General features: G+C 43.3%; 24 protein-coding genes and 1 pseudogene. 4 read left to right on the plus strand and 21 right to left on the minus strand.

All coding sequences use genetic code 11. The features are described from left to right. Positions 1-34 precede the first annotated feature (34 nt). Entirely contained in the window at positions 35-697 is a 663-nt protein-coding gene (locus tag T359_RS0117900) for a hypothetical protein (RefSeq protein ID WP_026518579.1), read from the plus strand. 24 nt (positions 698-721) lie between these two features. Continuing rightward, the gene (locus T359_RS21020) at positions 722-2,146 is read left to right on the plus strand and encodes an Mbeg1-like protein (RefSeq protein ID WP_035784914.1); all 1,425 of its coding nucleotides are present in this window, start codon (positions 722-724) and stop codon (positions 2,144-2,146) included. Positions 2,147-2,150: 4 nt separating this feature from the next. On the opposite strand, the gene T359_RS21025 is transcribed toward T359_RS21020, so the two are convergent. The 6 genes from T359_RS21025 to T359_RS0117935 all read right to left on the minus strand — a co-directional run bounded on the left by T359_RS21025 (position 2,151) and on the right by T359_RS0117935 (position 7,546). After that, complete coding sequence (locus T359_RS21025) at positions 2,151-3,239, minus strand: HAD family hydrolase (RefSeq protein ID WP_051545596.1); 1,089 nt, start codon at positions 3,237-3,239, stop codon at positions 2,151-2,153. Positions 3,240-3,374: 135 nt separating this feature from the next. After that, positions 3,375-5,954: a PEP/pyruvate-binding domain-containing protein gene (locus tag T359_RS0117915; protein ID WP_026518580.1), complete on the minus strand. Its 2,580-nt coding sequence runs from the start codon at positions 5,952-5,954 to the stop codon at positions 3,375-3,377. Between the two features lie 231 nt (positions 5,955-6,185). Then, positions 6,186-6,692: a YcxB family protein gene (locus T359_RS0117920; protein WP_026518581.1), complete on the minus strand. Its 507-nt coding sequence runs from the start codon at positions 6,690-6,692 to the stop codon at positions 6,186-6,188. A gap of 37 nt (positions 6,693-6,729) precedes the next feature. After that, complete coding sequence (locus tag T359_RS22660) at positions 6,730-6,903, minus strand: hypothetical protein (RefSeq protein WP_242839129.1); 174 nt, start codon at positions 6,901-6,903, stop codon at positions 6,730-6,732. 163 nt (positions 6,904-7,066) lie between these two features. Further along, positions 7,067-7,333, minus strand: coding sequence for a PspC domain-containing protein (locus tag T359_RS0117930; RefSeq protein ID WP_026518582.1), 267 nt, complete (start codon positions 7,331-7,333; stop codon positions 7,067-7,069). 15 nt (positions 7,334-7,348) lie between these two features. Then, a complete protein-coding gene (locus tag T359_RS0117935; RefSeq protein WP_026518583.1) occupies positions 7,349-7,546 on the minus strand; it encodes a hypothetical protein in 198 nt (65 codons plus the stop codon). Between the two features lie 668 nt (positions 7,547-8,214). On the opposite strand from T359_RS0117935, the gene T359_RS22665 reads away from it, so the two are divergent. Beyond that, positions 8,215-8,373, plus strand: coding sequence for a hypothetical protein (locus T359_RS22665; RefSeq protein ID WP_155840180.1), 159 nt, complete (start codon positions 8,215-8,217; stop codon positions 8,371-8,373). Between the two features lie 31 nt (positions 8,374-8,404). On the opposite strand, the gene T359_RS0117945 is transcribed toward T359_RS22665, so the two are convergent. The 8 genes and pseudogenes from T359_RS0117945 to T359_RS0117985 all read right to left on the minus strand — a co-directional run bounded on the left by T359_RS0117945 (position 8,405) and on the right by T359_RS0117985 (position 15,025). Continuing rightward, complete coding sequence (locus tag T359_RS0117945; protein ID WP_155840181.1) at positions 8,405-9,853, minus strand: lipase-like domain-containing protein; 1,449 nt, start codon at positions 9,851-9,853, stop codon at positions 8,405-8,407. A 264-nt stretch (positions 9,854-10,117) separates the two neighbouring features. Continuing rightward, positions 10,118-11,155: an N-acetylmuramoyl-L-alanine amidase family protein gene (locus tag T359_RS0117955; RefSeq protein WP_026518586.1), complete on the minus strand. Its 1,038-nt coding sequence runs from the start codon at positions 11,153-11,155 to the stop codon at positions 10,118-10,120. 319 nt (positions 11,156-11,474) lie between these two features. Continuing rightward, a pseudogene (locus T359_RS21030) lies at positions 11,475-11,771 on the minus strand (RNA 2'-phosphotransferase); the annotation flags it as partial. After that, positions 11,772-12,779, minus strand: a complete 1,008-nt coding sequence (locus T359_RS21035; RefSeq protein WP_081795662.1) for a glycoside hydrolase family 43 protein — start codon at positions 12,777-12,779, stop codon at positions 11,772-11,774. After that, complete coding sequence (locus T359_RS0117970) at positions 12,766-12,993, minus strand: hypothetical protein (RefSeq protein WP_026518587.1); 228 nt, start codon at positions 12,991-12,993, stop codon at positions 12,766-12,768. Before T359_RS0117970 ends, T359_RS21035 begins: the two co-directional genes overlap by 14 nt. Further along, on the minus strand, positions 12,986-13,576 hold the full coding sequence (locus tag T359_RS0117975) for a xanthine phosphoribosyltransferase (RefSeq protein ID WP_026518588.1): 591 nt from the start codon (positions 13,574-13,576) through the stop codon (positions 12,986-12,988). The genes T359_RS0117970 and T359_RS0117975 overlap by 8 nt, the downstream gene beginning before the upstream one ends. Positions 13,577-13,759: 183 nt before the next feature. Continuing rightward, positions 13,760-14,233 carry a cupin domain-containing protein gene (locus tag T359_RS0117980; RefSeq protein WP_026518589.1) on the minus strand — a complete coding sequence of 158 codons (474 nt, stop codon included), beginning with the start codon at positions 14,231-14,233 and terminating at the stop codon, positions 13,760-13,762. Between the two features lie 9 nt (positions 14,234-14,242). Next, on the minus strand, positions 14,243-15,025 hold the full coding sequence (locus T359_RS0117985; RefSeq protein WP_026518590.1) for a DUF6904 family protein: 783 nt from the start codon (positions 15,023-15,025) through the stop codon (positions 14,243-14,245). 64 nt (positions 15,026-15,089) lie between these two features. Between T359_RS0117985 and T359_RS21040 the strand changes: the two genes are divergently transcribed. Further along, positions 15,090-15,482, plus strand: coding sequence for a zinc ribbon domain-containing protein (locus tag T359_RS21040; RefSeq protein WP_051545599.1), 393 nt, complete (start codon positions 15,090-15,092; stop codon positions 15,480-15,482). Positions 15,483-15,553: 71 nt separating this feature from the next. On the opposite strand, the gene T359_RS0117995 is transcribed toward T359_RS21040, so the two are convergent. The 7 genes from T359_RS0117995 to T359_RS0118030 all read right to left on the minus strand — a co-directional run bounded on the left by T359_RS0117995 (position 15,554) and on the right by T359_RS0118030 (position 20,344). Next, complete coding sequence (locus T359_RS0117995) at positions 15,554-15,883, minus strand: type II toxin-antitoxin system RelE/ParE family toxin (RefSeq protein ID WP_026518591.1); 330 nt, start codon at positions 15,881-15,883, stop codon at positions 15,554-15,556. After that, positions 15,880-16,143 (minus strand): type II toxin-antitoxin system prevent-host-death family antitoxin, encoded by a 264-nt coding sequence (locus T359_RS0118000; RefSeq protein WP_026492994.1) that lies wholly within the window; start codon positions 16,141-16,143, stop codon positions 15,880-15,882. The genes T359_RS0117995 and T359_RS0118000 overlap by 4 nt, the downstream gene beginning before the upstream one ends. Before the next feature lie 241 nt (positions 16,144-16,384). After that, entirely contained in the window at positions 16,385-16,723 is a 339-nt protein-coding gene (locus tag T359_RS0118010) for an NAD-dependent epimerase/dehydratase family protein (protein ID WP_026518592.1), read from the minus strand. 9 nt (positions 16,724-16,732) lie between these two features. Further along, the gene (locus tag T359_RS0118015) at positions 16,733-17,344 is read right to left on the minus strand and encodes a hypothetical protein (RefSeq protein ID WP_026518593.1); all 612 of its coding nucleotides are present in this window, start codon (positions 17,342-17,344) and stop codon (positions 16,733-16,735) included. A 49-nt stretch (positions 17,345-17,393) separates the two neighbouring features. Further along, complete coding sequence (locus tag T359_RS0118020; RefSeq protein WP_026518594.1) at positions 17,394-17,903, minus strand: metallophosphoesterase family protein; 510 nt, start codon at positions 17,901-17,903, stop codon at positions 17,394-17,396. A gap of 35 nt (positions 17,904-17,938) precedes the next feature. Continuing rightward, positions 17,939-18,934 (minus strand): asparaginase, encoded by a 996-nt coding sequence (locus T359_RS0118025; RefSeq protein WP_026518595.1) that lies wholly within the window; start codon positions 18,932-18,934, stop codon positions 17,939-17,941. Positions 18,935-18,940: 6 nt separating this feature from the next. Further along, positions 18,941-20,344, minus strand: a complete 1,404-nt coding sequence (locus tag T359_RS0118030) for a carbon starvation CstA family protein (RefSeq protein ID WP_026518596.1) — start codon at positions 20,342-20,344, stop codon at positions 18,941-18,943. Positions 20,345-20,400 lie beyond the last annotated feature (56 nt).

The raw sequence follows: 20,400 nt of genomic DNA on the forward strand, positions 1-20,400 counted from the left end.
AAGTTTATAAAATCGGTAAGTGGAGGAACCCATTATGGAGCTTACTAGTTCAGAAATCAGGATCTTATCTGCCTTATCCTTTAATTCAGAAGAAATACAAAACGGAAACCTCACAGACAAGGAATTGTCCCTGTTAAACGAGATGAGAGCTGTAGAAAAACAGCTCTCTTTCAAATACCCAAGCTATACATTCGAAGTCACCGGCTGTGAGCCCATGGAAGGTACCGCCAGAGACTACAATGAGTGGTTCTACCGCCCTGCCGGCTCCGAAAACGAATCCGCATATATCGCCAGAACCCGCATGGCAGATAATGTTCTTTTGATAACAGATGATTTTTATGCCGTAGTTATTCGAGACGCCATTTTAAGTGAGCTTGGAAAAATCGTCACCGGAGCCGGCTTCCCTCTTATTCAGTCAAATATAGGTTTCTGGGAATTTTTCGGAAAAGAATACGGCGAAAACCTTCCTCCCATGGATGTACTCACAGGAAAAATAAATGCCGGAAATGATATTAAGCTGTTTTTGGACGGCTCGAATCTAAAGCAGTCCTCCTATGAAACTGCAGTAAAAGAGCTGGAAGGAAGTCTTAAAAAAAGTAGCGTAACAGGTGATATTTATGTAATCATCCTCAAAAACGCCCAAGGGGATCCCGCAAAGGACAGGGTTTATTCAGACAGTTTTTCACTCGAAAGATGACACGGACAAAGGGGGTCAATGTCTATGAACAGCAGTCTTTCCATAGAAGAAGTTGTACTAATAAATAACCTTCTTTACATAGAAAATCTGGGAGGTCCCAAGGGCACCTTTATGTCTCCCAGCCAGGAATCAAAGACCATCGGCGATTACGTCAGAGGTGTTTTCAAAAATGAGGATCTTATAGAAGATGATACAGAGTACAGCGACGGGGTTACCGGCGCTGAATACAGGCAGATCCTGGGAGCTATCAGGAAAAACCAGCATCTTCTTAACATGATAATCATGCAGGTTCACTTTGAAAGCGACAGTGCCGGCGGCGGAAGAAGCGTTTTTCTCTGTGATCCCTCCAGCAACGAGGCTATCATTGTCTTCAAAGGAACCCAGAGCGATGCGGAATGGGTAGACAATATTGCAGGTCTCTATCAGGTGCCCACCGCTTTTCAGGAAAATGCCCTTAAATGGTTCAAGTCCCTCCCCCTTGAGGGCTATGACATCATCACGGTAACCGGCCACTCCAAGGGCGGAAACAAGGCCAAATACCTCGTGATCATGGATGACAGGATCGATAACTGTTTTTCTTTCGACGGCCAGGGCTTTTCGGATGAATTCATCAATGAATACTCAGCTGAAATACGAAGAAATGAAGGAAAAATCCTCAATATCAATGCAGAAAGCGACTTTGTAAACATCCTTCTAAATGATGTGGGCCCAAAGAAATACTTCCTGGGAACCAACTACGGAAGGCTTGGTTTTGGCGAGAATCACTGCGCCAATGCCGTTCTCTTTTTTGACGATGAAGATAATGTCTCCATGTGGGAAGCTCAGCAGCAGGACAAAAAGATGGCTGACCTTGACCTGATGCTCAACAGCTTCATCCGCTCCTATCCCATGAGCACCAGGGAAAACATCGGTAGCATGCTTGGAAATATCATTTTAAGCGCCTTCCACGGCAATACAGACACAATAATCGGAACTTTTTCAGATGATAAATACAAGGATAATGCGGCAGAACTCACCGCCTTCATCCTCAGATACAAGGAAAAGAAGCCTCAGATGGTGGCGTCTCTGAAGGAAATCCTGAAGCAAAACGGCGTAGACACTGCAATGATCGGCGTTATCGATTTTATCACCAATCATGCCCTTATTATGGAAGCTATCGGAGAAAATCCCACCTCCATAATCCAGATACTGGAACTAAATGAAGCCCCCGCTGCTGTCACAGATTTCCTGTCACAGCATAAGGAGCTCTTTGCCTTTATCGTCAATGTGTCCCACAGAATGAAGCGGATCGATCCCACCAGATACAAGGGTGATGATCTGGTAGCCAGCGAAGACGGCTTCTGGCCCAGCCTTCTAACCCACAAGGATAAACGGGTCAACCTCTTCGTTATGATAGCCATCGCACTGGCTGTAGTAATCCTGCTTGTTCTGCTCTTTCTAATATTATAAATTATCAGGCAGCGTCGCTGTTTTCGGGTTCCACGTATTGCTGATCACTTTTACGGATCGTATCGGGATAGATCTTGTAAAAATCATTTTTCATGGAAACAGGAACATAGCCTTTTTCGGCATAGTAAGCTGACTTTTCGGCCCAGTCCTGGGTTCCCCACTCACGGACATCATCATCGGCAACGATCATATAGGCCTGTGCCGGATAGGTATTTCTTTCATCAATGGCATAGTTCATCATACTGGTGTCACTGCCACTGTTTCCGAAGGCCAGTACAGGGCGCTGCCCGATCTCACGCTCGATCCAGATGGTCTTGTTGGCATTGAGGTTCTTCTGAATGAATCCTCCGGTGAAAACAAGCTCATCTCCATCGGCGTATTTATAATCCATATTTGAAGATATGTCTTCGTTTCCCTTTACCTTTACTTCGAACTCGGTTCCGATAACATGAGCCGGGGAAACATATTTTGCAATGGGTGAATTGGCCACGATAGCCCTTGTGGTGGTGCGCTCCGTGCCGCTGACTACATAGATGGTAAAATCGTTGTCATAGAGATATTTTACAAGCTCTACCATAGGAAGGTAGAAGCCGTCGCAATAGCGCATATTGCTAAAACTGTCTGTATACTTCTGACCAAACTCTACAGCGTAATCGTAGAGCTCCTGCACTGTCATTCCGGCGTAGGCCTTGGCGAAATTCCTTGCCAGCTCCTCTCCCGCTGTATATCCGGGTCTAATCTCAGCAGCTGCTGCCTTCAGTTCCTCGGAGACCTTGTCCGGATGGTCCACAAGGCAGTAGTTGATAAACATCATGGTGTCATAGTAAGTATAATAAGTCTCACAGGTCAGGGTTCCGTCCATGTCAAAAACGGCGATACGGTCCTTCACCGGAATGTAATTCTCCGGATCCTGGTTATTGGTAACCTTGGCCACATAATTTCTAAGGCTCTCCGCAGCCTGTGAATCCGCTGACCAGTATTCTGTCAGGTCCCTGGGTGCGCTGCTGCCGCAGCCTGTGATTCCTACGCAGCAAAAAAGCATAGTCATGATCAAAATAACAGATAAAATACGATTGCTTCTTTTAAGATACATTTTTCAATCTCCTCCTCAATCTTCTATAGAATGCATAATCATATTTTATCATTTGACGTATATTTATTTAGTAAAAAAAGTATAAAAATCCTAATCTGTCGTTCCCCTTAAGTTCATGAACCTCGCCGGTCTGTTTCAGTTTACCCGGGCACAGACAGTCCGCTCATTTTTCATGTCGTGGTAGATATGGAAGCTATCCTGTGAAAGGTCATAAACAAACACAATGTCCTTTAACTCTTCCGTTTCTTCCACGATATCCATGAGAACGTTCCTGTGGCCCTCCAATAAAGAGATGTCGTATTTTAGAGTCTTCTCATTCTCAAAAATGGCGTTATAGAGAATGCCGGACTCCACAAGATCCTGGAAGAAGTGGCTTCCATAGGACAGCTCCGGATTGTAGCCCACCTTGGAATCCGCAATCTCGCAGACGGCATCAAATTCACTGATATCCGCAAAAGCAGTAGGAACCCCCAGCTCCGGCGATGAGGTTCCTATTCTTCCCGGAACCATCAGGAGCATATGCTTTTCTTTGCTTCGCATGGCCCAGTTCATTTTTCCAATGGCTGCGGCCACTTTTATTTTGTCCTGATATCGCATGCTGTAGTATTTTACAGGGTCCACATATACGATATAGTCCAGCTTTTCAGCCCTGGAAAGGCCCATGGCGGACTTTCTGCACTCAAATATCACATCCTCATCCCTGATATCATCAGGAATCTTCAGCTCCTCCATGTCCTGATAGACCTGAAGAGGTCTGCACTGGAGAAGGTTTATCACGTAGTCCCCGCTCTCAGAGAAATTCATGGTAAATTCTATATCCACAGGGTGCCTGTACTCCTCCTGAAGGGCCTTTAGTATCTCCTTCATCTGGGCCATAAGCTCTTCTTTTCTGACAATCCCCTGACAGGAAATAAATTCAATATCCCTATCCTCGCCTCTGTCCCTGAACATCCGCTCTGTATCAGTGTCATGCTCAAGAAGAAGCCTTTTAAGGTAAAAAGGCATGTTATTCTCAACATCTTCCAAAGAAACCCTCTCAAGCTGCCTTGTGGAGCGGTTCATAAGCTCCAGCTTTCTCTGGGAATATTTGTGCTTTTCTATGGAGTTTCTGGCGGTGGTCACCGTGGGCTTATCCATGCTCACAAGCCTAGGATATGAGCCTTCCGTCCTGTCTACAGCCGAGGTTCCAAGGCCCATTACAAGGCGCAGCATTCCTGCGGCCTGATCAATGGACTCCATGAATTTATAGGGGCTGTAAGAATAGCCCACGCCTGCAGCGCAGGGCATATACACCTCTCCGTAATAGGAACCGGATACTCTCTGCACCAAAAGCGCCATCTGCTCATCCCTTGCCTGAAGGCCGCGCCTGCTGCGGTAGTCCAGGGCAGACCTGCTCATGGTGCTGGCATAAACGGTTCTTATGGCATTTTCCAGTTCCTCTACTCTTTGCTCAATGGTTCCGATATTGGAGCAGAAAACAGATTCATATTTTCCCGCAAAGGCATTGCCAAAGCCGTCTTCAAGGATAGAGCTGGACCTTACGATAATTGGGTCCTGTCCGTAGTATTCAAGGAGCTTTACGAACTGCTCCTCCATATCCCTGGAAAACTTGCCTTTCAGAAGATGCTCCGCAAATTCATCCGCAACAGAAAAGAACTCCTCCTCTGTTCTCTGCCTGATCCTTAAATCCCAGAATTTATTCTCAACAATAAAGCTGTAGAACACGTCGGAGCCTATATAAAAGGAATCATGGGGCTCAAGATATTTATATACCTCCGGCCTTCTGTGCTGGATGATCTTTCTGGCAAGGAGCATGCCGCAGGCCTTTCCGCCTATCATTCCGGTGCCTATCATCCTGTCCTTTACTTCCAGATAATCCCCGGGGCTAAAGAGCTCTTTTATCATCTCACGAAGTCTCTCATCCCTGGTCATCATGATGTTGCACATGGTTCTGCAGTTCTCGGTAACGTCCTGCCCCGCCTCGTTGAGCATTCTGGTGAGGTTAAAGAATCTGTCCCAGCTGTCCATGTTGTCGGAATCAGACATAGCACCGTTTTTCCCAAGAACCTGGTAGAACCTGCTGGCCATAACTCCGTCCAGAATAGGCTTAAAATCGCCGCTTTCAGGATTATAGAGCTGCGGCAGGAACATGGTCTCGGAATATCTGTTCCAAACCTTTTCAGGCCTTACAAATACATTTTTATCATCGGAATATACATCAAGGAAAAGCTGCGTGGTATCCCTGATCTTGGCGATGGCCTGGAAGGAATGTTTACCCCTTATCAGCGGGAAAAATGCCACTGTGTCCAGGATGAACAGATAAGGACAGGTCACCTGGAAAAAGTTACCCATCATAAGGTCTGTAGCCCAGGCAGTCTGCAGCTCAGAAAGGCAGTCAAAGACATAGAAGGCGTCCACGCCCTCTTTTCTTATGATCTCATGTATCTCCACAGTAAAGTTCTCGAACCTGTGATTCAGCTCGACATTTACTATCTTTAGCCCTTCCTGGGGCTTCAGCAGCGGCTCATGGGCAGCAAATCTGATATAAATGAGATTTCTTTTATCCGCGATAGCCTGCTTAACATAAGGCTTTACAAAGAGTTTGAACTCCTCAAGGTTATCTACCCGCCAAACTACATTGTCGCCCAGTCTTATATTGTCAAAAACCTGATCCATCTGAGGTATTCCGGAACACACTCTGTCAAACGCAGCCATAGTCTCCCTTTCCGGCCAAATGCCTTAGGTAATAGAAACGAATAATTGATCAATAGAAAAAGGCAAGGATGCTCCAAATCAAGCATCCTCGCCTTTTGTATTCTCATTATATCATACCGTAGAGGTTTTTGCAGATATCTGATGTTTACTGAATATACGCTTGCACATGCCCTGCTCATAGAGATTGTCTTGAATTCTTACGTTTTCGCTCAAATTAAAAAATCCTTTCATTTATTTACCTGATACTTTTTCATGGAGAAATGCGATGAGTTCCTCGGAGCAGTTGTTCTTGATAATCACGGAAGCCTGATTTGAAGCAACGCAAAGATAGAAATTCTCCTTAGTCTCAATCAGCTTATAGAGGTCCTCATATCTGATAACTCCATTTCCGAGCTCGCTCTTTGTTTCTACTCTGTCCTCATAGAAGGAAAAATGTGTAGTCACATCCTGTAAGCGCTTATTTGAGTAATAAGCTTGTTCGACGTTCTTTTTCATCTGAAGATACCTGATTCCCGGTAAAATAAGAACCAAAAGAGGCGGCACTATAAGAAAAATCACCCTTTCAGAAGTAAATCCGGTTACTTTGTACATTGAGTAAAGAGCCGCTTCCAGAAGCATCATTAATATAAAAAGAATGCCTACTATCACAAATTTTCTGATGTATCTTTTCTTAAAGATAACCCAATTCATCTTGGCGAATTCATCAAAGGTCCATTTTGTTTCTGTTTGAAAAAGCATAATCTATTTTCCCCTTTATCTTTTTTCTCACTGTTTTTCAAAGCCATGACGCAGAAGCTAAAAATGATCTTCTTTTTGATGCCCTGACCAAAACATCATCATTTCCATAAGGCTGCTCATCATAATCCGGGATTGAGATCTCCTTGCTCTCAATGCCATTAAGCTCGCAATCTGCGCTGATTTCATTGACTTCTTTATCAATTTGATTCATTGTTTCTTCCCCTCCCACAAAAATCATCACCATTTTATCATCTGAAGAAAAAGAAATAACGTCTTGACTTTATTTTTTTGATGCATTAAAAGAAGACTCCGGAATGATCAGTTATGATCATCTCCGGAGTCTTTGAAATCCATATAAACTTTTTTATTATCCCTTATACATCAGGCTTGAATCCCTTGATAGTTCCTGAATTATCGGAAGATGAATACTCATAACTTGCTGATTCATATGCTCTTTCAGGATTCTCTTCCATGATCAGTGCTGCGACAATATAAGCAATAAGTCCGGCACCTGTAAACAGGAATGTGCATGCCCAAATCAGTCTAACAATAGTAGGATCAACGCCTAAATATTCAGCAACGCCTCCGCATACACCTGATACTTTTTTATCTACGCTCTTGTATAATCTCTTTTCACTCATAATATTCACACTTTCTTAAATCTCATTTCCATCAGCATCAATTACTTCTACGTTTGATTTTTTATTTTCCAGAGAAAAATTACTTCTGTTAGCAAGAAAATAAAAGGCAATTGCCAGTAAATCATCTATCGGTCCCGGGCAAAGATCAGCCGGGGAAATCACATATACGGCAAGAAGAATAAATAACAATACTTTAAAAAAATTATTTTTCATCGGCAGCTCCTTTCCACCAAGTGTACTAACAATCTTGTTTATTAAGATGATTATAGAACTGCCATTTACGACAATACATATCAAAACTATGGAAATACAGACTATTATTTTTCATTTTGCGCAATTTAAACTCTGTTTCACGCAAAAAATCCAGGACACAAATTGTTCAAATCTCATTTAGTTTCGTTTAAGTTTGTAGCGATAATATGATTTCATCAAGAAGAACACATCTTCTTGCCCCCTTTCACACACACATACTTTTCATTTCCACACGGCTATTCCATCGTCCCCCACATAAGAAGGAGTAGCCAACTCCCAAATAATCAGCTCAGAGGAGCTTTATGATAAAACGAGAGCCCTGTTTCTCATATAGAAACAAGGCTCTTGGCTTATATTCATAGTCAGCATGTTTCGCATTTTGCTCGCGTTTGCTAAAATGCTACTATCTCCTACTTAAAAAATATCAAAAAAACTGTTTTTCTCCTCCAAAAAAAATAATGAATAACTCATGCTCAATTTTATCACACATTTTCCGGATAGCTGTATTTGACATACCAATTTATGCTGATCATGAAACAATAATTGCCACCGCATTTTTTTCGTTCGTATAAATAAACAGATCACAAATAAACATGATAAAAAAGTATGGAAAAAAGGAGATTTTTACAATGACTGCTATGACAATGGGAATGATGAACCTTAACGAAAAGGACCTGGCTTTTATCACAAGTGTAAATAAAATGGCATTATTCAGCCATCCTTCACATAAAATCACCAAAGACGATAAGCTTGAAAAGAAAACTTCAGAGAAAACAAATACATTATAACTGTACTAAAAAAGTATATCTTTGAGTATCCTCACTCCAGCGCCGCCAGCATCCGGGCAAGTTCAAGATAGAAGCTCTTCACCTTTACTCTTTTAAACATTCCGCCCTGCAGCGACATGTGGTCTCCCCGTCTCGTGGGCATCACATTCCAGGCCCCCGGCGCAAAGTCCGCACCACCGGCAAGCTCCTCTTCAGTATACTCCACCGAAGGCGCGCCAATGGGTGCTTTAGCGGAAATCGTATTCACCAATCCATCATTGTGCTGCCAGGATTCGTCTATGCTAAATCCGCCTGCAGTCGTTCCCGTGTACTTGCAGGCATAAATGGAGCTCTTCATGAACATATTCTCGGTGATCGCCGGATCCGGCATCAGCTCACCGTTCTTATCAATCATCGTCGAATCACAGGGATAAGCGAAATAGTACACGTCCACAAACGTAGTGATCCTCTCGTTCATCGCCAGCGCATTATCAATATGCATATCGTAAGAAGCATAGTCCCAGTCCGCCCTTCCGTCGTTGGCCTTGGCGCCGGTGCCGCGCTTCATACGCTCATTGCTTTTCTCATACTTTTCAGGAATCTCAATCTTAGACAGGTCAAAAGAGCTATCTTCATGCAGGTCATACGAGGTAGTGCCGTTGGTGGGCGCAGCCAGTGTCACCACCGCAAGAAGATTCTCCCCCTCGCCACCTTTGAAAAACGGTGACAGGTCGGCGGGATCGGTGCTTTCAATCTCTTCAGCCGCACCGTTCCTTATTATCTCGGAAAAGAGTCTTACAGTAGCCCCGCCAAACGAATGCCCTATCAGAACATAGTGGGAATCCGATAGATCTTTTACCAGAGGTTCAGAAGAATAATCTCTTCCAAATCTCTCATGACCGGCGCTCTCGCTGTGGGCCTTTCCATAGTCCACCCGGGTCCCGGTCAGCTGCGCGTAAAGCTCACAGGCCCTGTCCCAGGCGCTTCCCGAAGGATCCACCGAAGCCGCATAGCTCTCATAGCCCTGCTCATTCATATAGCGGACCACGTCACCGCCGAACATGCCCCAATAGGGAAAATATTCATACTGCGCATCATAGCTTCCCCAACCGGAAAGTCCGTGCACGTAAATGTACTTGATATCTGTCTTAAGGGGCTTGTGATATCCCACCAGTGCAGAGAAAACCGTGATTGCAGCAAACAGCGCCACCATCCACAGAACCGTGGCTTTGATCCCCTGCTGCTTGATCTTGAAGAAGGGATACGGCCCGTCCACCACGTCAATGTAATTGAAATACAACATGACAAGCCCGTAGATCAGAGTCATCAAACCGGGCAGCCAGATCCAGTGGAACGGCGCTCTTTTCTCAAAGAGCATATATGTCAAAGTAGATAGAATCGGGATTATCGTATGGTGATACAAGCCGCTGCCCGAAAACAACAGCTCTTTTACCATGCGCGCCCAGGGCGCCAGAATGCATGCAGTAACAAAAAAAGTCATCACCATCATGCTCACGCTAAGAAACCGCAGGACTTCAACCCAGTCCTTTTGGCCAAAGATCACGAAAAGCAGCGACGCGAAAAATGTCATCATATTCGAAAGCTGAGTGTAGAACACAAAGTTCTTCTTAAAACCTCGGCCTTTGAAAGTCCCAGACAAGCTTACAACTTCAAGAATAACAATCAACAGATTCAGTATTCGCGCCATTTTATCTTCCTGTCTGCATTTTACTATTCAATGCATATACACTTTTTTACCTCTTGATCATCCAATCAAAGCACCATCTGCAGCAAATGTATATACTTTGCCCCATCTGCGAATTTTTTCAGCTTTTGCAACATGTCCATCAGACTTGACGTAAAATCTCTTGCTATCTTTATTTACCCAGATGTTGGTTGTCTTCTTTCCCTTTGAATCGAAGTAATAAGTATCACTTCCGATATCGACAAAGCCGGTCTGAACTGCTCCATCTTCATTGGCGTAATAAGTAGCGCTCCACTTATTAAACCAGCCTTTGACCATTTTGCCATCTGAACCAAAGTAGTACTTATTTCCCTCTGATTCATAGAAGACGTCTTTCTGAAGTGTTCCGTTCTTGCTAAAGAGATAGGTATCTTCACCAATCTTCTGAATTCCTGTGGCTTTTTGGCCATCCGGAAGTTCGTAGTACTTCGCGCCATACTTTTCATGCCATTTGCCTTTAGCTTCTATTGGCTCTTCCGGTTCTTCAGGGTCTTCAGGATCCGGAGTTGGCAATTCATCCTTTATAATTATTCTATCAGATGCAAAAGTTAATTTTAGATATTTAGATCCCAGATTCGAAACGTCTTTAGAAATCAGTGTCCACTCGCTGCCATTGACATATAAACTAGTAGATTCAGTTATATAAAATCTTTCAAGGTATCCGCGAGCCAATTCTACATTTACTAAGCAGCGATATGTACCGAGTAAGAAATTATCATATTCGACATATGCCCAGTCATCGCCTTCTATTCTGCTCCAAGTAGAATCAATAACAAGATCGTATTCCGCATCATAATCAAAAGTAGCTTTGGTGACTGGCTCACCTAACACCGGAATGGTATCGAAATTACTAGTAAAATTCATTTGCGGAATCCATTCATGCATGATAGATTGAAGAACAACAGGCTCTGATTCAGAAATATCTGCCTCTTCCGTTTCTTCTACTTCAAGCTCAACCTCCAAAAGCTCTTCTTCCTGTGCAAATGCAGAAACAGGCTGTAATACCATACCTGCACACATGGTTAATGCCAACAATTTAGTCAGTAACTTTTTACTCATCGAATCCCACCTTTCTCATAAAAAAGCCTTCTATTTTTTAATTCTAAGATGGTTTTTTGCAAAAAAACATTAACCTTTAGTTAGTATTTTCATTAAGAAGCTTCTTTCCTACTGCCATAATCAAAGAATAGGCATTTATCCCATGACACTAAGAAAGAACAAGCCTCTGACAAAGATAGCCATGAGAATTGCAGTCTTTAAGATGAACAGCTTAGGTCTCATGATAGGCAGCGCAAAAATGATAAGGCTCATAAATGAATATGCCAAGTATTGCCTTGTAAAATACCCGATACATATAGAAATGCACTGAGGTTAACCATGTTCCGTGATATAAAATGTCCGGCGGAGCTGCCTTTTCAAGCTCTACGTCCACAGGTATCGAATGCCCCTGGTTCGCCCTGATAAGAGTCTTATCCTCGTTAAAAGAGTACCGCTGCTTATTATCTGTAGCTACGATCTCTTCAAGCATCTCCATGTTAAAATCATATTCTTTTGAGATACCCGCTATCAGATCATCTACATTAGCCCAGCCATGCTCATCCAGCGTAATCCCGATAGTTTCAGGCTTATGCCTAAGGATCAGGACTATGAATTTGCTTATTTCATTAAGTCCCACTTATAATTTTTTCCTTCCTAATTCTTCTGTGCAGGGAACATCATAGCGCCAGTTCTTGGCACTCCCCCCTGCGCCGTTATACCAATTTCCCGTAATCTCATTCACAACAGCAAGCTTATCGCCTATTTCTTCCATCTCAAAAAGTAGCATCCTCTTCTTTTCATGGATGTTAGGACAGTGAAGAGACATCATAAGCCTGCCATTAAAGGCCTTAAAGAGCATGGCATGACCACCATCCAAAGCGTACAAAGGAATCTCTTCCTGAATCCATGGGCCGTGGACAGTTCCGCTAGCAGATCTTGCATATCCCACGGTATATCCGCCTCTTTCGGAAAAACTGGACCATAACATGATAAGTGTGCCCGTTTGCATTCTATACAAAAATGGCCCATCAGTGATAAGGCCTCCATCAGCAGCTGCATTCCCACGCCAGAGAGCATCTGATGCCCTAAACAGAATTTCCGGTTCTGATATCGCTTTTGACAGATCATCACTAAGCTTAATAACACATATCTGTCCGTCATAGACCTGCATCCACTCATGGCAAAAGACCAGCCAGGGACTTCCTTCATCATCTATAAAAAGAGTCCCATCCAGGCACTGCCAGCCTTTCGGAGTAACAGGGCCTTCGCCAACAGGCTCAAAGGGTCCCTCGGGGCTGTCAGAAACCAGGCACTGACATCCTCTGTATTTTCCATCAGCCCGAAATGAAGAGATGATATAATATTTGTCCTTCCAGATATGACACTCTGGAGCCCAATAATCCTTATCCGCCCAGAAGGTGCCTTTTTCAAAGCACACCTTTGGTTCTGACCAGTTAAAAAGATCCGGTGATTTGAGCACGTAAAAACATGGCGTATCTGCTTTTGCATCCGGGAATCTTTCGGTATCAGCAAACTGGATATAGGTGTAATAAAGGTGAGTCTTATCATCTGCTAAAATAAAAGGATCGCTTATATGTACATCTCTGATACTGTATGGAAAAAGCAGTTCATTATTCTTCATCATAGTCCCTTTTATTTCTTTCTTCTATCTTACCCTTAACCGTTTCTTTGATCTTGGCTTTGATTTTCTTCTTTGCCTTTCTCTTAAGAATCTTAAGTGTCACAAGAACAGTCAGAATAGCGAGGGCTCCACCAGAGATTATCAGAGTATTTCTGATCTCCTTAAGTTTTTTCTGACGTTTTTTCCTTTTAATGTATGCTTGGATGCTCTTAATCATAAGAAACCTCCGATCTGAACGTAATTCCCCCGTCCTCCGACATGCTGTCAATGATAGCCAGGGATTTCACATCATATCCCATCTTGCGTAAATCCGCGCTTCCAGACTGGAAGCCTTTTTCTATACATATGCCAATACCGGCAATGGAGGCATTGGCCTGAGAGCATATCTCAATGAGGCCCTTCATTGCATTTCCAATTGCCAAAAAGTCATCTATAAGAAGAACAGTGTCTGAGCTTCCCAGATATCTCCTGGACACGGTTACATCGTAATCTGTTCCATAGGTATAGGAGCTTATCCGTGAAACATAAACGTCATCACCGATGTTGAGACTCTTGGATTTTTTGGCAAAAAGAACCGGAACCTCAAAGTACCTCGCTACGGAGCAGGCAACAGCTATGCCGGAAGCCTCAATAGTTAGAACCTTGGTAATACCCCTATCCTTGAAGTACTGGTAAAACTCATTTCCCATCCGATCCATGAGATCCACGTCGATCTGATGATTCAGGAAGCTGTCCACTTTAAGGATGTTCCCAGGATAAACCCTGCCTTCATTTGCAATGATCTCTTCTAATAGTTTCATGCTACGCATACCTCTTTTGGGATTCTTGGAACATATTTAACTGCATTTTAATATATATTTCATCGTAATAATGATACCATTAATTCACCTTCATGTGAGATTTCGGGAATAAGTCTCACAATCATAAGAAAAGCTCCTGCACTCGGTCTATTCAAGACCCCCTCGTGCAGGAGCACATTTCTTTTAATCATACGCCAGCCGCAATGTATCATCAGAAACACCAGGATACAAAGCTCGCAGCTCTTTTTTTCCAATGAGTTTGAAGCCATTATAGGAAAACTTCGGTGTGGTCATACAAGATACAAAGGTGTAGCTGTTGCTATCGAGGTTTTCTGCGGCAAAAATGGCGCCTTTGGGAATGGCAACCATCACTTCCTCGCCTATTGTGATGTCGCTACCAAGCAATAATTCTTTTTGACCATCGTCAGTAATGACTGTGATATTCATGCCACAGCCTTCATGGTAATACCAGATTTCCTCGCAATCTATCTGGTGGAAGTGAGAAATCTCATCTTTTTCCAGCAAAAAATATATGCTTCCTGCAAAAGCTCTTTCTGAAAGGGACGCACTTGAGGAGTAGCATTCGTTAAACCAGCCTCCCTCTGGATGCTTTTCAAGTTTATAATGATCTTTTAGTTCTTGTATTCTAGATTCCATAGGCCTCCATCACCAGATAATTTCATCCGGGTATTTTTCATATTCCGGTGCGACGAGTTCGTAGATACTACAATGTTGCATCTTAGCAGAATACTCAAAATCGTCTTTTAGGTTGAAATAACTCTGAGGTGGCTTGACCAGACGCTTTGCTATGTTGCGGAGCTTATCTTTGCGCTTTTCAACCGGTGTCTTCAGATATTCAAGATTGCACTTGTCTACATAGTAAGTCACATAATTCCAATATCGGCTTTCGAAACTATAATAAGATGATCTTTCAATTTCTTTATATACAGATTTAAAGCCATCGTTACCAATCACATCCCCAAGTGCTTTAAGAATAACCCCAGAAAGCATATTGATATAGTTTTTATCGTGAATATAGTCCTGAAGACCAATATCTCTGTGGAATAATCCGTCCTCGTCGTCCATTTCATAATACTTCCTGCAATAAGGGAACATTTCGCCAACAGAAACAGCAACAAAGACGGCTTCCGGGAAAAGAATGTTCACGCTGTAATGCACATTCTGCTTAGGCAGAACCATATTGTGCCATTCTTCTTTTTCTTCAGTAACGTCATTATCTACAAACAGAACTTCTCTATCACCCATATAGGCATGACGGATATCATAGCAGACGCCTAAAAGCCTGTTTTTTACGCCCCAATATGAATCGTCATAATTGTCATCTAGACCTGTGATATTATAAATGCTCTCAACAAGCTCATAAAAATCCAGGTATTCTCCCTCAAGGCAAATACCGGTCAGATTCTCAGTAGGTTTTGCATATATCATAGGCGGTCACCCCTCCAGCTGTGTTTTTTAGCGGAAGCAATTTATATTCTATTGTATCAAAAATATGCCTCCAGAAAACGCAAAAAATAACCTGTCCGGATTATGGAAAATAGTTTACCACTTACAGATGGCAATAGATCCCGGAATGCTGATATTTGCAGATATGCTCTGCTATAAGCTTGCTGAATATGGACTAAGATTTGCCCTGACCGAGGAGAGCTATACTTCGAAGGCGGATTTTCTTGCCATGGATCCGATTCCCATGTATGAAAAAGGGAAGAATAAAGAATACTCTTTTTCAGGAAGAAGGATAAAAAGAGGACTCTACAGACACTACGATGGAACACTCACAAATGCAGACATAAACGGGGCTGCAAATATCTTGAGAAAAGTATTCCCAAAGGTAACACAATACGAGGGGCATAGTGGACATGCCCTGTTCTTCAGGATGCCATAGGCAGACTGAAGGTTCATGCCGCAAAGCGGCATAACAGAAACCCTTTCCGACGCAGAGTCGGTGAGGGTAGTTCATTCTTCATCCTTATCGCGTCCAAACAGAATTGACATATAATCACGCTTCCTCTGAAGGACTCTATCTACATACATCATGGTTCCTTCAAGTCTGTAAAATGCCAGGTACTCTTTAAACCTTACAGAATAATATCCTGTAAACAAATCCTCATAATACAGAGGTGTTCCTGTTTTGGGATGCCCCACCATCGATTCAATCTTATCCTGTAAATCATCAAGATATCTGTGTGTTATATCAAGATCACACGATACCATAAGAACATCATCAAAAATGGTATCCATATCTCTTATGGCTTCTGGTGAGTAGTCAATATCATAAGTGATCATTTCTGTCTGTTACGGAAGTGTGCCCTGACATCAGCTGCCGGAACATATCCCTCTTCCTCTCCGGAACGGCGTCCCTTATTAAGCTCACACATAAGACGAAGCATCGCCTTAGTCTTTTCTATTTCTTCATCTTCTTCTATATCTCTAATAGTGTATTTTCCTCGACCATTTACTGTAAGATATACTGGAGAACCATATTCAACCTTTTCCAGCACCGTATTATAATTTCTAAGATCTGAAACAGGGCTAATTACTGCCATATCAATACCTCGCTTTCAATCTTATTCTAACACCACTCATTGTGTTAAGCAATATTTTAAGTAATATTTTACTAATCGCTTGAACCATATTTCTTATGTCATGGTTTGCAGTTCCCGCAGAGATCATACCCATCTGCGATAAGCTCCTGCCTTGTTTTTGTGCTGTATTTCTTGTTCTTTTCACTCATGGACTCGACACTCTTGCAGGTCTGATAGTGAAACTTCTTGGATTTCGTGTTTATTATTTAGGTGACGTCTGAAGTGGTTTGAGGTGCTGAATCAGGAACAATGGTTGCCCTCTCTGAAAGCTTATTGCTGCCGGTCCTGTAGTCAATGCAGCCTTGGCAAGATAAAGCGGAATCATGACATTTGCATGATAAGAGGCATCAGGATCTGCAATGCAAGCTGAAATATCCGAAATTGCAGCAGTATGAATAATGGTGTCAGCACCACTTTCTTCTACTATTCTCTTTATATCTTCCTCAGATGCATTCCTAAGCGATGGGCATGGAATGACATCTTCGCATACTTCCATTATCTTATGACCAACAAAACCGTTGGGGCCCGTAACAAGTATCATAGAGCTCCTTTACTCTGAACATGAAATAATAATTGGTTCAAGATCCGCAGCATAATAATTCTTTCTAGGCTTAATAGTTACTTTTTTAGAGCCAACCAGCAACTCTCCAATCATATCCAGCGTGCTGGTTTCAGGCAGATTCTTTTCAAAAACAAAGTTATCATCCAAATCAAAAATCCTGATCAGTGGGTAATAGTTGCCATTTTCCAAATATCTCAGATAAACTCGCGCTTTATACTTTGAACCAGCTTTCTCTTTGAAAAGCATTGTCATGTTCTCACCTTGTTCCATTGCTTCCAAGATGCAGTCATCCGTCAAAAGCTTATCATAAAACTCGTCTGTCACTTCAACGTCATAATATCTGTACCAAGGATGATATTTATCTATATCTCTATTTGCTAAAGACATCCCTCCAACAACATTACAGGTTGTTAGATTTATGTATAGATGATGGAAATCTCCCATAGAGAAGCCCTTTTCACGAAGCTTCATTGTGATGCGATTAAAAATAGCACATAACTTAGCGCTCATTTTAGGATTATAGAAATCACTCGGCGTAGAATTCCCGGAAATATTCTCTATGTCACTTCTATAAATACGTATATCTTGTATTATTTTCATCATCAGCCCCCGACTAACTTATTTTCCTCAAAGTCATCTTTTATCATAATTAATTTCCTATCTCTTTTATCTCCGGAATAATCTCATAGTCATCCGTCACAGTTACAACTGCATATGTACTTTTGTTGCCGCTCATTTTGGGATTTCCAATGCATCCAGGGTTGATGCAGACTATTCCAGTCGCATCGTCTCTTAGCACCTCAGCATAATGACTATGTCCAAAGAAAACAACATCCGCGCACCTTGATTTTGCTGCGGCAATCAGCGTATTAAGCTTGTTCTCATACTTTACATTGTACTTATTGCCGTGGTTTACCCATACCTTGAAAAAGCCAGCCTTAAACTCTTCATCAATAGGAAGGCTATTTCCATTATCGCAGTTTCCTCTGACCACCTTTACATCATAAGTCGGTCCTTCACCTGTTATAGAAGAAATGGTACCTTCCAGATCTCCGCAGTGGATAAGCATATCAAAAGGCTTTTCTTTTTCTATTGCTTTACGTGCAAGCTCTGAATAACCGTGTGAATCAGATATTACCAGCATCTTATACTTTTCCATAGCTTTCCTCTATCATCATCTCATCAAATAAAGTGTCATACTCTCATCTCTCCTGCAATATTTATGGAATAATAATCCCGTATCTCGGAAAGGTTCTCCGTCATTCCAAGGATCCACATGAGCTTGGTGAGGGCAGCCTCGCCGGTCATGTCGTGGGCCTGCAAAACTCCAATTTCCAGGGCTCTTCTGCCGGTTTCGTAGACGTCCATCTTGGAACCTTCGTAGGGGCACTGGGTCCCCACAACTATGGTTATTCCCTGATTGATAAGCTTCTCGACTGTGCCGATAAAATCATGCTTAACAAAAGGCATTCCGCCGATTCCGTAGGCTTCGATATAGATTCCCTTGTATCCCTGCTCCGCCAGGGATTCCAGTAAACTCCTGTGGATTCCCGGAAACATCCTTATCATGCAGACCTTGGTGGAATAGGAATCTGCCAGGTGAAAGACACCGTTTCTGGCAGGAACCGCCTTTTCATCAATGCTCATGCCCAGGGAGCTTATTTGGGCCACATAGGGGTAATTTATGCTCTCGAAGGCATCAAAACTCATGGATCTGACCTTGGATGCCCTGCAGCCCAGCATGACTTTTCTGTTAAAAGCCACAAAGACACCGGGTATTCCGCTGGCTGCCATATGAATGGCGCACCGGCAGTTCTCCATGGCATCGGCTATTGGGTCCTTTATTGAGAGCTGTGAGCCTGTTATCACCACCGGAATATTTACATTCTGCAACATAAAAGACAGCATGGATGAAGTATAGGCCAGGGTGTCCGTTCCGTGGATCACAACGATTCCGTCATAGGAATTCCTTAGCTCACTTATCCTGCGGGCCAGAAGGCTCCAGTCCTCGGGAAATATGTTAGCACTGTCAAGGGCGCAGAAATCCTCAATTTCCAGAGAGGTGTCCCCGGAGACGATATGAAGCTCTTTTTCCATGTCGTGGGTATTAAGCCCCGGCGCAAGGCCGTTTTCCTTCATGACCGAAGACAAGGTTCCTCCGGTGTTTATGATAAGTATCTTTCTCTTCATGTTCCTTTACGCTCTCCTGCTTTTGAAAATGTAAAAACAGAATAATGCCGCAGCTGCAGCAATTCCTATGGGATATGCTATTGTTCCTGATATGCCAAAGCCCTCGCCTGCCATAAGGATATAGGTCACGCTGACCGCGGTCATAAAGGTGGCGGGCAGAGCTGTCACAAGGCTATAAAGCTTATTTTCTACCTTCTTCAGAAGATATGCAGTGGCTACCCACAGGGATATCATTGCCAGGGTCTGATTGCTCCAGGAAAAATATCTCCAGAGTACGTCGAAATCCTGCTGAGTAAGGAAGGCGCCTATCGCCAGCAGGGGCAAGGTGATGATAAGACGATTGCGGATGTGCTTTTGATCAAGTCCTGTTATCTCAGCAAGGATTAGCCTTGCGGAACGAAAAGCGGTGTCTCCTGAGGTGATGGGACAGGCCACAACGCCAACTATGGCAAGGACCGCTCCTATGGGCCCCAGTACTCCTGTTGAGATCTCATATACAACTCCTGCCTGGCCAAGTTCACCGATAGCCTGGGAAAGTCCGCCGGTGGCGCCGTAAAATGCCACTCCGCCTGCTGCCCAGATAAGGGCTATTACGGACTCTGACAGCATTGCTCCGTAGAACACCTTTCTTCCCAGCTTCTCAGACTGGATGCACTTAGCTATGAGCGGGGACTGTGTAGCGTGAAAACCTGAAATGGCGCCGCAGGCCACGGTTATGAACATAAAGGGCCATATGGGCAGGTTCTTGGGATGAAGGTTCTCAAAGGTAATCTCAGGTATTGTATAGCCGCCCTTTAGGATTCCCACCACGATGCCCACTGCCATAGTGATGAGAACCACTCCGAATATGGGATAAAATCTTCCAATGATCTTATCTATTGGAAGAAGGGTTGCCAGAATATAGTAAATAAGGATAACAACGATCCAGAAGGTCATGCCTAAGGCCCCGGGGGTAAGCTTTGTAAGAAGGGCTGCCGGCGAAGTCACAAAAACTGTACCTGTAAGCACCAGAAGGACCACTGAAAAGAGTCTCATGATCCATTTGGCTCCTGAACCCAGATATATTCCGCTTAGCTGTGCAATGGATGCTCCATCATGCCTTTCGGAGATCATTCCGGACATATAGTCATGAACACCACCGCCCAGCACTGCTCCAAATATGATCCATAAGAACACCACAGGACCAAAGCAGGCTCCCATAATGGCTCCGAAAATAGGCCCGGTGCCTGCAATATTAAGAAGCTGCACCAGAAAGGCCTTCCAGGTGGGCATGGGCATGAAATCCACGCCGTCCTGCCTTGTATAGGCAGGGGTCTTCCTGTCATCCGGTCCGAAAACCTTCTCCACAAGCCTTCCATAGAACGAATATCCTAAAATAAGAACTGCCAATGATAAAGCTAATGATATCATATGCTCACCTCCCAAAATCTGCATTTATTCTGGGTTTCTCGCACTTCTGTCCATAT

The sequence above is a fragment of the Butyrivibrio sp. MC2021 genome (assembly GCF_000621605.1).
In the GTDB taxonomy this organism is placed as follows: Bacteria; Bacillota; Clostridia; order Lachnospirales; family Lachnospiraceae; genus Butyrivibrio.